The sequence below is a fragment of the Micromonospora sp. NPDC051141 genome (genome assembly GCF_044455765.1).
Taxonomy (GTDB): domain Bacteria; phylum Actinomycetota; class Actinomycetes; order Mycobacteriales; family Micromonosporaceae; genus Micromonospora.
Genome location: NZ_JBITFD010000026.1, coordinates 12,366 through 25,071 on the forward strand (window position 1 = coordinate 12,366; position 12,706 = coordinate 25,071).

A 12,706-nucleotide genomic window follows, 5' to 3' on the forward strand; every position below is an offset into this window, starting at 1 on the left:
CCGCCCGGCCGGGCTTCCCCTCCGGCCGGGCGGCCACCCCGCTCCCGCACCAACCCTCCCCCGTCGAGAGTCGAGGTGATCCACGATGGTCCACACCAAGCCCGGCCTGACCGCCGTCGAGGCCATGGCCGCGCCGCCGGCACCCGCGTCGACGGGACCCACCGCCGCGCAGATCCGCGCCGACCGCGAGGCGCGCCGCCGCGACCGGATGCGCTACCGGCTGCGCCACCAGAGCGCCCCGCACAAGGTGTTGGTGGCCGTGTGGTCCGCCGCGTGGCTGGCCCGTGCCGCTGTGTGGCTCACCGGCGACGCCGAGGCCGTGTCCGCCACGACCGCCGGCACCGCCGGCCTGGCCGCCGTCATCGTTGCCATGGTCCTGCGTCGGGGCCGCACCCGCCGGGTCCGCACCTGGCTGTACACGTGCCTGGCCGCCGCCGTGACCTGGCTGACCGTCGCCGCCGGCAACGGCGTGGACTGGACCATGACCGCCGCCCTGGCCGGTATCGGTTTCGGCCTGGCCACCCCGTGGTGGCGGCACCACCGCATCCCGAACCTCACCCCGGTCACCGCGCCGACGCCAGCGTTCGACCTGGACAGCGTGCCCGCGCTGTGGGCCGCGAACGTCGCCAGCAAGGGCGGCGCGCTGCCGGAGTCGTACCTGACCGACCCGCAGATCAGCGCCAACAAGGAGCGCTACAACGTGCAGTTGCGCGCTGGCCGCCAGTCGATCGCCACGGCAATGGCCGCGCTGACACTGATCGCCTCGGGCCTGCACGTCGCCCAGGAGGACATCGTCCTGGAGCGCCACACCTCCGGCGACGCCTCCCGGGTCGCGCTGACCGTGGTCCGCAAGTCCCCGATCAAGGTGTCGCAGCCCTACCGGGGCCCGCAGCTCGACTACGACCCCGCCACGAGTGTCGGCACCGTGTTCCTCGGCCCCTACGCCGACGGCGAGGGCCTGGCCCCGTGGAAGCTGTTCAGCCACAACTCCATCTGGGGTGGCCTGGTCATCGGCGGCATCGGCTCCGGAAAGTCCCGGCTGTTGGAGGCGCTGCTGTGCTCCATGCGCGCCTCCGGACTGGTCACCACCTTCTACGGCGACCCGCAGGGCGGCACCAGCAGCGACGCGCTGGCCAGCAACGCCACCTGGGCCGCGCGCGGCAACGAGCAGATCATGGCCATGCTGCGCGGCCTGGACCGCCTCGTGTACTGGCGCGGCATCGAGAACTCCGCCCGGGGCCGCAACGGGTTCACCCCCCGCCGTGACCGGCCGGGCATCGTCGCGGTGCTCGACGAGTGCCACATGATCCTCAGCGACGCGGTCTACGGCGAAGAGGCCACCGCCATCTGCGAGCGCATCGGCCGCGTCGGCCGCAAGCTCGGCATCGCCCTCATCCTCGCCAGCCAGGAAGGCGACCTGCCGACCTTCGGAGGCAGCAACGGCCTGCGCAACGCGGTGCGGCGCGGCAACACCGTGGTGCTACGCACCACCAACACCCAGACCGCCAGCGTCCTCAACCTCGACTTCGACCCGACGCTGCTGCCCGACCTGCCCGGCTACGGCTACACCGTCGCCGCGGTCGGCACCACCGACCGCACCGCCCCGTTCCGGTCCTACTACCTCGCCGAACTCGACGACGACGAACTCGACGCCGTGCACGCCGGCGCGCAGGCCCGCGAGGGCACCTCCCACTGGTGGCTCGCCCACACCCCCGACGCGCCCCTGGACGGCGACCTGGTCGCCCTGCGCGCCCTGGGCACCCCCTACGCCGAGCGCAACGTCGCCGTCGAGGCCGCCCGCGCCGAACTCAGTGGCCAGCTCGACGACCTCATCTCCGGTCGCATCGACGCCGTCGAGTTCGCCAACCCCAAGACCACCCCGGCCGACGCCGGGCAGGCCGCCGGCTACGGCAAGGTCGTCGCGTTCCCCGGCGCCCTGAACCTGGAGGCCCTCGCCGAGAACCCGGCCGCGCCGACCACCCCGGCCGCCGCCGCGCCGGACCCGTCCGGCCTGACCCCCGCCGCGCGCGACATCTACCAGGCCATCAAGGCCGGCACCGCCAAGAAGGGCGACCTGATCACCGTCACCGGCCTGTCCGACAGCGGCGTCATCAAGGCCCTGTCCGAACTGATCGCCCGCGGCGACGTGGTCAAGGCCCGCCACGGCCACTACGCCCTCGCCGGCGACCAGCCCGCCACCGACGCCGCCGACGTCGCCGTCGACGAGCTGCTGCGCCAAGCCGTCGCCTTGGTCGTGACCACCGGCATCCCCACCCCCGCGATGCTCACCCGCCGGCTGTCCGTCACCACCGACCAGGCCCGCTGGCTGCTCGACCGCATGACCGAAACCGGCGTCCTCGGCCCCGCCGGCCCCGACGGCACCCCCACCGTGCTCGTCACCGCCGACCAGCTCGACCAGACCCTCGCCGACATCGACGCCTGAACCACCCGCCGCCCCATCGACCGAAGGAGAACCCTCGTGGAACCGCAGTTCGACGCCGGCATTGACTCCCCCGCCGATGCCTCCACCGCCCCCAACGTCCCGGCGGCCCGCCGCGTGCCGGCGTGGGTCACCCGCGCCGACACCTGGGTCGTCGCCGGCGTCCTGACCGTCCTGTCCGCGCTCGCCGGCGGCGCGCTGTGGCTGTTGTGGAAGCTGATCACCGGGCTGATCGCCGTGCTCGACGCCGGCGGTGAGATCGCCGGCGACGCCGGGCGGGCCGCCGCCGGTTGGCTGGCCACCGGCCCGATCACCCGCACCATCACCACGCCGGTGCACGCCTACATCGACACCCACGCCGCCGGCCTGCCCGCCACCGCCGAGCAGTTGCGGTGGGGCTGGCTCCTCACCGGCGTGGTGCTGCTGGTCGCCGCGAGCGTCGGCGCCCGAGGCGCCCGCATCGGCTGGTGCCTGCACGGCGTGAGCACCGCGGCGATGGCGTGGGCCGCCAGCCCACCCGACAACCGGGAGCTTGCGGTGGCCGTCACCGCCGCCGTGTGGTCCCTGCTCGCCGTGCCCGCCTTCGCCCGCGCCACGGCCCCCCGGCACACCACGATCGTGATCACCCGCCCCGCCGGCGCGGATTCCGCGGAATCGCAGGTGACCCGATGACCACCACGCGCGCCGGCGCCCGGCGCACCACCAGCACCCGCCGCCCGGTCCGCCGGCCCGCCCGGCGGAAGAAGACCAACGTCATGAAGACCACCGGCAAGGTCACCACGATCAGTTGGATGGGCGCCGCCGGCGGGGCCGGCTGGCTGGTCCGTCGCGCGGCCGAGCCGACCGTCGACGCGCCGTTCGGCTACCGCGACGGAACCGGCCTGGCCCTGACCCTCACCGGCGCCGGACTCGGGATCGGAGCGTGGTGGCGACCCGGCGGTTGGGCTGGCGCCCTGCCCGGCGGCCTGGCCGACCTGTGCGCCCTGTTCGTCGGGCAGCTCACCTGGCCGATGCCGGCCCTCCTAGCCGCCGGCGCGGTGCTGGCGTTCCGGAACCCCCGGGGCACCCGAGTACGCCGCAGCATCGGCGGTGGACTACTCACCGCGACCGGGGTGGCCGGCCTGGTCGACCTGGCCGTCGCCGCCCGCGTTCCGCACGCCGGCCTCGGCGAGGCCGGCGGCCTGATCGGCCGCCTCGCCGGCCGGGTCCTGGCCGCCGGGATCACCGGCTGGGCGGCGGTGCCGCTGCTGCTGGCCGCCACCGCTGCCGGGCTGCTGCTGGCCACCGGCGCCACCCGCGACAGCCTGCGGACCCGCCTGACCGGCCTGTTCCCCACCGGCACCCGCCGTCCCGCCGCCGTCACGGCGACGGCCCCGGCCCCGGCCCAGGGCTGGTCGGACGACGTCGCCAAGCTCGACCTCGCCGCCGGTGAAGAGGTGATCGTCGGCGAGGCGATCGACCCGCCCCCCGCCGCGCCCGCCCCGGCGGCCCACGCCGTCCGTCCCGTCTCCCCGGCTGCGCCGGCCGCGTCGGCCACCTGCCCGGCCGAGGCCCCGACGGCCGGCTCCCGCTACCACCTGCCCCCGCTGAACCTGCTCGCCGCCGGGGCCCGGCCCAAGGCCCAGGACGCGGCCACCGCCGCCCACGCGCAGGCGTTGCAGGGCGTGCTGACCGACTTCAAGCTCGACGCCCGCGTCAGTGACCACCGGCGCGGACCCGCTGTGACCCGGCACGAGATCACCATCGGGCCCGGGGTGAAGGTCGAGAAGGTCCTCGGCTTGGCGAAGAACTTCGGCTACGCCGTGCGGACCGAGAACATCCGGATGCTGGCCACCATCCCGGGCAAGAGCGCCATCGGCGTGGAGGTGCCCAACGAGCACCGGGAGATCGTCACCCTCGGCGACGTCATCCGGGGCGCTGCCCGCGACCAGCACCGGCTGCTGGTCGGGCTGGGCAAGGACATCGATGGTGCCGCGGTGACCACGAACCTCGCGGCCATGCCGCACCTCCTCCTGGGTGGGGCCACCGGCGCCGGGAAGTCGGGCTGCCTCAACACCCTGCTCGTGTCGATCCTGACCCGGGCCACCCCGGACGAGGTGCGGCTGCTGCTCATCGACCCCAAGCGGGTCGAGTTGACCGCCTACGACGGCATCCCGCACCTGGTCACGCCGATCATCACCAACGCCCGCAAGGCCGCCGACGCCCTGGAGTGGGTCGTGCGGGAGATGGACATGCGCTACGACGACATGGCCGCCCACGGCTGCCGGCACGTCGACGAGTTCAACCGCAAGGTCCGCGCCAGGCAGATCACCGCCCCGGCCGGCAGCGAGCGCACCCTGGAGCCGTACCCATACCTGGTGGTCGTGGTCGACGAGCTGGCCGACCTGATGATGGTCGCCCCCAAGGACGTCGAAGAGTCCGTCGTGCGGATCACCCAGCTCGCCCGCGCCGCCGGCATCCACCTCGTGCTGGCCACCCAACGCCCCTCGGTCGACGTGGTGACCGGACTGATTAAGGCCAACGTGCCGTCCCGTCTCGCCTTCGCCACCAGCTCGCTGACCGACTCCCGGGTCATCCTCGACCAGCCCGGCGCCGAGAAGCTGCTCGGCCAGGGCGACGGGCTGTTCCTGCCCATGGGCGCCTCCGCCCCGGTCCGGATCCAGGGCGCGTGGGTGTCCGAGGCCGAGGTCACCGCCGTCGTCGAGCACTGGCGCCGCCAGGCAGGCCCCGCCTACGACCCGACCGTCACCGCCGCCCCGACCGCCGACACCACGGCGACCGCCGGGGCCGTCGACGCCACCGGCCTGGACGACGCCGACCGGGACCTGCTCGTGCAGGCCGCCGAGCTGATCGTCACCAGCCAGTTCGGCTCGACCTCGATGATCCAGCGCAAGCTGCGCGTCGGGTTCGCCAAGGCCGGCCGGCTCATGGACGCCCTGCACCAGATGCGCATCGTCGGCCCGGCCGAGGGCTCCAAGGCCCGCGAGGTGCTGCTGCGCCCCGACGAGCTGCCCGACCTGCTCGCCACCCTCACCGGCCGGCACGCCGACACCGACGGCGCGGCCACCAACGTGGTGCCGTTCCCGCGCACCAGCCGCTAACGCAGCGCGGGCGGCCCTCCTGCCTTCCAAAGCCGGGGCCGCCCGCCAACTCCCCCATCCACAACCAGACGACAGGAGTCCTCCCCATGGTGCCCGATCCGGGTGATCCGACCTACCTCGGCGCGGCGTACGCCAGCGACCACGACCCGCGCGGCCAGCGCCGCCACTTCCAGATCCCCACCGCAGGCGCCCACGCCGTGCTTGTGGAGATCTCCCCCAGCCTGGCCGACAGCACTTCCCGGTGCACCGGCTGCGGCACCACCGACCGCGACTTCTCCGAGCTGGAGATCCTTGCCCGCGCCGGCGCGCACGCCTCCGCCTGCGGGCGGGGCATCGCGACCGCCGCCCTGGACGTCGAAATCGCCACCGTCCGCGCCGAGCTGGCCCGCATCGACCCCAAGGCGTCCGGCTACCTGCAGATGGCCGGAGTGCTGCTCGGCGCCGGCCTGGCCGTGCTCGGCAGCGCCGGAGCCGGAGGCCACCTCTCCCCCACCGCGCTGGCCGCCGGAGCGGTCACCGCTGTGGTGGTCCTCGCCGCCGTGCTCCTGCTCCTGCTGGCCTCCCGCCCCCGCCTCGGCGGGGACTTCGGGTTCGTCGCATATGCCGACGCCGATACCCCCACGGACGTCCTGGCCCGCGTCGCCGGCGGCGACGCCGAGCACGTCGCGCAGATGACCCCGCTCAGCCGTGCCCGCGAGCTGTGGTGGCTCTCCCGGGCCACCCGCGCCAAGTACGCCGCGATCGCCCGCGCGGTACCGCTGCTGCTCGCCGGGTACGCCGGCGCCGCCGTCACCGCCGCCGCAGCGATCTGGGGCAGGTGAACGCGATGACGACCACCACGATCGTCGTGCAGGACCGCGTCGACGCCTACGACCTGTTCGCCGCCGCCCGCACCGTGCTCGGCCTGCCGCTGGACGGCCGGTGGCACCTGGTCGACTACGGCCGGATCCACATGCTGCAAACTCTGCCCGACCAGGGCATGCCGGCCCTCGCCTCTGTGCACTTCCCCGTCAACGGCCAGGCGCACCCCGGCGAGCCGGACGCCGGCGTTCCCGGTGGCTATGCCCTGCTCGCCTTCACCACCGACGGTGGCGGTGATGCGGGCATCCGGCGCTGGCACCGTGACCTCGCCAGCCGCACCGGCGCTTGGCTCACCAGCCGCCGCCTGCGTTGGACCGTCTCGCACGCTGACGGGCCCTTCACCACCGGCTACGCCCCGCACACCCCGGCGGTGAACCGATGACCGCCCGCCTGTTCGCCACGCACGTCACCGGCACCACCGACGAGTACCGCCTCGACGTCGTCACCGACCCCGAGCCGGACAACCCGCAGGCCGTCATCTACTTCACCGCCGACGACGTCGACGCGGCCGAGCGGCAGGCGCAGCGACTGCTCGCCGCCGTCAACGGCCCCGAAGACCGCTACGGCGAGCTGTACGCCCACGACGGCGACGGCGCGGCCGTGTACTGCGACACCATCCACCTGCCCGCGTGATCACCCCGCACACCGCGCACGGGCGGCCCGATTCGTCGGGCCGCCCGTCGCGGTGCCCACGATCGGAAACCCTTGCATGCAAGGGCTGCCCGGCTAGTAACGATATGTACGTATTTCGGGCAAAAGTCCACTCAGGACAGTCAGATCGTGGGCGTGTTGCGGCCCCCGTGACGGTCTGCTTCACCGTAAGATCCACGGGTTACATTCAGACTTTGATCTTGAGGGAGCGCCCGCGCTCAACCCCTAACTGCAGACAGCAAGAGAGCCCCAAACCCCCGTTTCGTTTGGCCGCGAGTTCGGGGTCTGAGGCTCCAACAAGCTCGGAGGACACCATAGCATCCACCTCCGGGCTGGGTGCATCTTTGTCTCTCGACACTTTTCCTGCGTGTCGCGCTGAGTCCTTTGCGCGCCCAGTCCTGCCCTTCAACGTGGCCGCAATTGCCGCAGGTGGTCTTTGCCTGGCGGTGTCGCGATGATCGCCACGCCTAACTCGACCACCTTCTCGCCTGATCGGGTCGTCGCGCTCGGGTATTGCCCGGATTGCTACGCCACCGGCGGCATCTCCCTCCTTGTGGCTGGCCAGCTCCGTTGTCACACCCACCTGGTTGAGCAGCGGCTGCTGGTGGAGTTCACCGGCACGGGGCAGGCCCGTCTCGCCGCGGCCCCCGGCGCCCGCCGCCGGCCGGTTTACCCGACCGGCCTGCAGATGCCCTGTGTGTCCTGCGCAGTGGCCGGCCGGGACAAGCAGGGGCTCCCCCGCGACGGCGAGGGCTCCGAGGCCCTTTGCTGGTCGTGCTGGCGCAGCCGCACCGATCGGCAGGCCGTACGGCAGCAGCAGCGCCTGGTGGCCGAGCTGCGCGAGCGCCTGGACGTCGACGAGCCCGCCGGGTGCGCGGCGTGCGGTGAGCCGGAGCCGGTGCCGACGTGCTGGTTGTGCGGGTACTCGTGGCTGGCCTTGCCCCGTGCCGACCACGAGCACACTGAGGCACTGGAGGCTGCGGCCATCGCCGCGCGCTTCGCGCAGCTCGCCGAGGTCACCGAGGCCCGCGAGCGCGTTGAGGAGCTGACCGCCTGGATCGACCGGCTCACCGAGACCCTGGCCGCGTTCCACGCCGGCGACAGCTGGGGCCGGCCCGTGTGGCTACTCGCGGACCTTCTGGCCCGCGACGCTGCCGCCCGCACCAGCCGTCGCGGGCGCCGCTCCGCGCTGGGCTGGGTCTGCGCGGTCATGGCCGTCGACGCCGACCGCCGCTCCGGCCGCCGCGCGATGCCCGGCCGGGCCGAGACCGTCGAGCTGGTCGGCTGCGACTCCACCCGCCCGGTCACCGACGCCTGGCGCCGCGCCGAGGCCCTGGGCTGGTGCATCCGCACTGAGCAGGGACGCCGGCTCAGCTACGCCGAGCGGTGCGCCACCGGCCGCGCCCAAGCCCGCGCCACGTTCGACATCACCCCGCTGTACCGCGGACCGCTGCACCACAGCGACCCGGCCGCCCGGGACGCCTACCTGGCCGACGCCCTGGACATCCTGGCCGGTCTGTTGGAGCACGCCCGCGGTCTGCTCGCCGCCGCCCAGGAGCGCGTCGACGCACTCGAAGCCCGTGCTGGCGGCTGGGTCGACTACCGCGAACAGGTCCGTCGCCGGCGGATGCGCGAAGCCGTCGCCGTCGTCCGCGACCAGGCCCGCGACCAAGCCACCAATTTCCGCACCCCCCACACGGTGTCTTCAGCTATGAGTGTTTACTCCTGCTTGTCTCGGGGTCTGCTGATTTCACCGTCGATCGCGTTCACTCCGTCGTGGAACCGGCAGAGCCGGAGGAAGAACGGCGCTTCGCGCTCATCAACGAGGAGCGGAGTCGATCGCGGGCCTGCCGGGTCACACCCTGTACAGCGTCCTAGGCCGGCTCAGAGGCCCGGTGGCGCGTCACGACGGGCCCGGCCACGTCCTGAGTGGTCGGGATGGGCTTACGACCTCGCACGGGCTGTTCAGGGCCGATGGGTGTGGCTGCGCGGCACTCCCCTGCCCCGGGTGGCCGCCACGCTGGGCGCGACGCTTGGTCCGGACTGGACGGCTGAGACCCTGGACGGCTGGGTCCGGCAGGCCCGGACCCGTCCGCTGCTGGTCGAGCCCGACAGCCCGGTGGCGTACCTTCGGGCGGTACTCGAGGACGCGCTGACGACCTCGGTCACGCCGCCGCACCAGGCCCGCCGGCACGCCGAGCACCGCCGGGCCCTGGTCGCCGACCAAGCCGCCAGGCAACGCGAGCGCCAGTACGTGGCTCGTGCCGACCGGGACGACCGCGACCAGGCTGCCATCCGTCCCGGCCGCCGTAGCGCCGCCGCCGAGGCCGCACTCGTCGCGATCCGCGCCCGCACCTCCGGGCGCCTGCGCCGCGCCGACCGCGCCGAGCTGCTCGACACCACGCCGCCAGTCGATGAGTGCGAGTGGCCCGAGGTCGCGCAGCCGGGTGCCGGCCTCCCGCCCAGCGGACGGCCCTAGAACCCCGCTTCCCCGAACGTGCGTGGTCACCGGGCCTACTGGTCCGGCAGCTCCTCCGCTCACTTGCGGAGATGCGTTGCCGAAACGAGTGACCAGCGATCGCGCAGCTCTTCCGAGGCCAAGGGTCCACCGTCGAGGGCACTCTCCGCGCACATCAACATGACGCCGAGCACCTCGCTCGGGGCGCTGCCGTAGTCAGCGCGAAACTCCTGATAGGCGAGCACGGCAGGTGTCGAGGGGTAGTGCTTCAGCCAGGTCAGCACACTCGTCGCCAGAAACTCCCGATTCTTGTTGTCCTTCTCGTAGACCACGCTGGCCATCAGGAGCAGCACCGCCTCAAGGTCATCCGACAGGCCGTGCAGCACCTGGCGCTGGTAGGCGCTGAGATCCGCCAGGCTCGCTTGGCGTGTGGCTACCTCACCTGCAGCCTCGCGCTCCTTGGCTCGCTGCACCCCCGTGGAAGCACCACCGTGCTGCCCAGGAGCACTCAGCCTGGCCTCCGGAATCGGCTTCCGGATTGGCGGTCTGCGCTTCTTTGCCACCTCTGCCGCTTTCCCTTCCTTGGCCGACTGCCTAGCTCGGGAGGGGCAGGCTCGACCTGACCCCTCCCGAGGGTTCTGCTGAGGGCTGCTCAGGCTCGGGGTCGACGACCACGCGGTCGGTCGGCGGGGAGGTGGGCGTCCAAGGCGGCCACCACCACCTCGGACCGGGTGATGCGACCGCCCAGGGAGCGAGGGCCAGCGCCGAGCTGCTGCTGCACCCACCCGACCAGGGTGTCGATGACCTGGAGTTCACCGGCTAGGGGCCGGATCGGCAACTGCACCCGGCGGACCTTGGCCGCCGCCGTACGCCGCTGCGTGGAGGTGCGCCACGGGAACGGCTCGCTGGCGTCGGTGGCGGCTGGACGGCGCGCGTCGGCGACCAGGCGGGGCAGCTCGGCCAGATGTGCGCGCAGCGCGTCGAGGACGAGTTCGGTGTTGCTGTTGGAGGTGCGCCGTGCCCGCTCGAACCGGGCCATCAGCGGCGCCGGGACGCTGAGGACCGTCGGGCTGACCGCCAGTGCGGCGGGATCGTCCATGTCTACCGACAGGTCCGGCATCCCGGTAGCCGCGGCGCGGCCCGTCGATGTCTCCTCCGCCGCCGGCGCGGACGCTGCCCGCGCGGGAGCGGCGGGCGCGGCCTCTGTACGGGCGGCGCCGGCCGCCGGCGGTTCCTCGGCGGCGGCCGGCGCCGCCTCGGCTTGGGTGGCAGGGGTCGGGCTCGCTGATTCCGTGTCATCAGGCACGCGAGGGCTGGTCGCCGGCGTGGTCAGCGCTGACACCGCCGAGGTGCGGTCAGCGCTGACCAACCCTGCCAGGGAAGACCCTCGGTTGCCGAAGCCGCGCAGCTTCGGCGCCGGCGGGGTGTAGGCGTCGTTATTCTCCTGCTCGCTCACGTTCACCGCCCCAACTGGCTGAACCGGGTGAAGACCTCACCGGCGAGGTCTTCGTACTCCTGGGCGACCTTTCCGGCCTCGCTGCTGGGCACAGGCCGGCCCTTGGCGGTGCCGGCGCGAACCTCCCACCACTTCGGGCCCTCGACCTGCTCCAGCTCGTGTACGAGCTGGCCACGGTCGCGGCAGGCCTTGGCGACCGACGGCATGTAGCGGATGACGGAGTTGAACACCAGGGCGTCGGTGCCGGCGGCGCGCAGGTCCTCCTCCAGCTCGCGCCGTACCTCCCGACGCTGCCCGACCTCGTCGCCCTTGCGGTTGACGCGGTACTGGAACCCGAACATGGCCACGCCGAGCAGCTCCAACTGCTCGTTGATCGTCAGCGCCCTACCGAACCGCTCCGCGACGCCGGACAGACCCTGCCGGCTGGCCTGGTCGAAGCTCACCGGCACCAGCGCGGCCCGGCTTGCGACCAGGACCAGGTCCTGCAGGTTGATCTCACGCGGGGGGCAGTCAATGAGGATCCAGTCGTACTCATCGGCGACCGTCGCCAGGACCTCCGCCAGAGCGAGGCGGGCCTGGTGGGCGTGGCCCCGCGCCGTCTTGCCGAAGATCATGCCGTTGACCTCGTCCAGGGCTGATCCACCGGGGATGACGTCCAGCCACGGGCGAACGTCGCGCAGCCGGTGCGGCACTGTCCCCGCCTGCAAGGCCGTCATCAGCCCCTTGCCGTCGTCGCCCACCTGCACGCCCTCCGGCAGCCGCCCGTCGGCGGGGACGTCTTCTGGCTTGAGGTAACCGAGGTCCAGGCCGAGGTTGCCCTGCGGGTCGCAGTCGACCAGGAGCACCCGCCGCGGGGAGTTCGCCTGCTCCGCTGCCAGCGCCAGCAGACCACCCAGGTTCGCGGTCACCGATGTCTTGCCCTGGCCGCCCTTCCCGTTCAGCACCGCCAGCACGCGGCCGAGGGACGGCCGTAGTCGACGCGACAGCTCCATCGCCGCCACGAGGTCGGGATCGGCGCCCACCATCTGCCCGAACGTCATCGGTCTGCCTTCTCTCATCGCGCAGGTTGCGTCTTCGGCCGTGTGCCTATCACCCACGAGGCCCATCGCGCCAGGTGCCGCGCGTCGGCGCGCGCCGAAGATCACACCCACGATGACCAGCAACATCGCCGGAAAACGCGCGAGCGGTCGTGCAACCAAGCTCGCCCGGCGGTACGCGTGCGATAGAGCCCGCGATACGACGCGCTATAGAGCACGCAACAACGTTCATCACTTGACAAGCGATATTGTCAGCGCCAGAGTGGACGGCATGACAAGTCACCTTGTCCACGACAGTGGATCAGCTACCTCGAAAGAAGGAGTGAGCGCTACGGCACGCACAAACGCGCACGACATCGACCGCCAGGTGGTGCAGGACCTTGTTGCGGATCTGGCGTCGCGTATCACGAGCCAGACGGCGCGCGACAGCGTCAGTACATCTCAGGAGTGGATCCACCTGCGGCAGCTCGCTGCCCTGGTGGCCATCCGCGCAGCGGCGGATGAGTTGGCGAACACTGCCGCATCCGATGCCGCGCGATGCGGCGCCAACTACCCAGCGATCGGTGAAGCAGCCGGGATGACGCGGCAGGCGGCGCGTCTCCGGTGGCCAGGTCTGGTCGACCGGACGGGAATGGTCAGGAAGCCCGATACGGACGCCACAGGGGAGGCAACTCGATGACCGGTAGGGAGGATTCGTGACGG

Annotated in this window: 11 protein-coding genes; 8 read left to right on the forward strand and 3 right to left on the reverse strand. The window is 72.6% G+C overall.

What is annotated here, in order from left to right; translation table 11 throughout:
• The first annotated feature begins 85 nt into the window (after window positions 1–85).
• The 7 genes from ACIA6B_RS31270 (at window position 86) to ACIA6B_RS31300 (ending at window position 9,532) form a co-directional block, all read left to right on the forward strand.
• Complete coding sequence (locus ACIA6B_RS31270; RefSeq protein ID WP_396778900.1) at window positions 86–2,443, forward strand: hypothetical protein; 2,358 nt, start codon at window positions 86–88, stop codon at window positions 2,441–2,443.
• Between the two features lie 36 nt (window positions 2,444–2,479).
• A complete protein-coding gene (locus ACIA6B_RS31275; RefSeq protein ID WP_396778902.1) occupies window positions 2,480–3,112 on the forward strand; it encodes a hypothetical protein in 633 nt (210 codons plus the stop codon).
• Window positions 3,109–5,541 (forward strand): DNA translocase FtsK, encoded by a 2,433-nt coding sequence (locus ACIA6B_RS31280; RefSeq protein WP_396778904.1) that lies wholly within the window; start codon window positions 3,109–3,111, stop codon window positions 5,539–5,541. The genes ACIA6B_RS31275 and ACIA6B_RS31280 overlap by 4 nt, the downstream gene beginning before the upstream one ends.
• A gap of 86 nt (window positions 5,542–5,627) precedes the next feature.
• Window positions 5,628–6,362: a Pycsar system effector family protein gene (locus tag ACIA6B_RS31285; RefSeq protein WP_396778905.1), complete on the forward strand. Its 735-nt coding sequence runs from the start codon at window positions 5,628–5,630 to the stop codon at window positions 6,360–6,362.
• 5 nt (window positions 6,363–6,367) lie between these two features.
• Window positions 6,368–6,784 carry a hypothetical protein gene (locus ACIA6B_RS31290; RefSeq protein WP_396778907.1) on the forward strand — a complete coding sequence of 139 codons (417 nt, stop codon included), beginning with the start codon at window positions 6,368–6,370 and terminating at the stop codon, window positions 6,782–6,784.
• A complete protein-coding gene (locus ACIA6B_RS31295; protein WP_396778908.1) occupies window positions 6,781–7,035 on the forward strand; it encodes a hypothetical protein in 255 nt (84 codons plus the stop codon). Before ACIA6B_RS31290 ends, ACIA6B_RS31295 begins: the two co-directional genes overlap by 4 nt.
• A 472-nt stretch (window positions 7,036–7,507) precedes the next feature.
• Complete coding sequence (locus ACIA6B_RS31300) at window positions 7,508–9,532, forward strand: hypothetical protein (protein ID WP_396778909.1); 2,025 nt, start codon at window positions 7,508–7,510, stop codon at window positions 9,530–9,532.
• Between the two features lie 59 nt (window positions 9,533–9,591).
• Here the strand turns inward: ACIA6B_RS31300 and ACIA6B_RS31305 are convergent, their stop codons facing one another.
• The 3 genes from ACIA6B_RS31305 to ACIA6B_RS31315 form a co-directional block, all read right to left on the reverse strand.
• A complete protein-coding gene (locus tag ACIA6B_RS31305; RefSeq protein WP_396778911.1) occupies window positions 9,592–9,984 on the reverse strand; it encodes a hypothetical protein in 393 nt (130 codons plus the stop codon).
• Between the two features lie 179 nt (window positions 9,985–10,163).
• Entirely contained in the window at window positions 10,164–10,631 is a 468-nt protein-coding gene (locus tag ACIA6B_RS31310) for a hypothetical protein (RefSeq protein WP_396778912.1), read from the reverse strand.
• A gap of 338 nt (window positions 10,632–10,969) precedes the next feature.
• The gene (locus tag ACIA6B_RS31315) at window positions 10,970–12,007 is read right to left on the reverse strand and encodes a ParA family protein (protein WP_396778914.1); all 1,038 of its coding nucleotides are present in this window, start codon (window positions 12,005–12,007) and stop codon (window positions 10,970–10,972) included.
• A gap of 112 nt (window positions 12,008–12,119) precedes the next feature.
• On the opposite strand from ACIA6B_RS31315, the gene ACIA6B_RS31320 reads away from it, so the two are divergent.
• Window positions 12,120–12,683, forward strand: a complete 564-nt coding sequence (locus ACIA6B_RS31320; RefSeq protein ID WP_396778916.1) for a hypothetical protein — start codon at window positions 12,120–12,122, stop codon at window positions 12,681–12,683.
• Window positions 12,684–12,706: the final 23 nt, after the last annotated feature.

Excerpts from the sequence above, each read along its gene's own strand:
- ACIA6B_RS31295 (WP_396778908.1), top strand. The coding sequence starts at position 6,781 with ATGACCGCCCGCCTGTTCGCCACGCACGTCACCGGCACCACCGACGAG.
- ACIA6B_RS31300 (WP_396778909.1), top strand. The coding sequence starts at position 7,508 with ATGATCGCCACGCCTAACTCGACCACCTTCTCGCCTGATCGGGTCGTC.
- ACIA6B_RS31280 (WP_396778904.1), top strand. The coding sequence starts at position 3,109 with ATGACCACCACGCGCGCCGGCGCCCGGCGCACCACCAGCACCCGCCGC.
- ACIA6B_RS31290 (WP_396778907.1), top strand. The coding sequence starts at position 6,368 with ATGACGACCACCACGATCGTCGTGCAGGACCGCGTCGACGCCTACGAC.
- ACIA6B_RS31315 (WP_396778914.1), bottom strand. The coding sequence starts at position 12,007 with ATGACGTTCGGGCAGATGGTGGGCGCCGATCCCGACCTCGTGGCGGCG.
- ACIA6B_RS31285 (WP_396778905.1), top strand. The coding sequence starts at position 5,628 with ATGGTGCCCGATCCGGGTGATCCGACCTACCTCGGCGCGGCGTACGCC.
- ACIA6B_RS31270 (WP_396778900.1), top strand. The coding sequence starts at position 86 with ATGGTCCACACCAAGCCCGGCCTGACCGCCGTCGAGGCCATGGCCGCG.
- ACIA6B_RS31310 (WP_396778912.1), bottom strand. The coding sequence starts at position 10,631 with ATGCCGGACCTGTCGGTAGACATGGACGATCCCGCCGCACTGGCGGTC.
- ACIA6B_RS31320 (WP_396778916.1), top strand. The coding sequence starts at position 12,120 with ATGACCAGCAACATCGCCGGAAAACGCGCGAGCGGTCGTGCAACCAAG.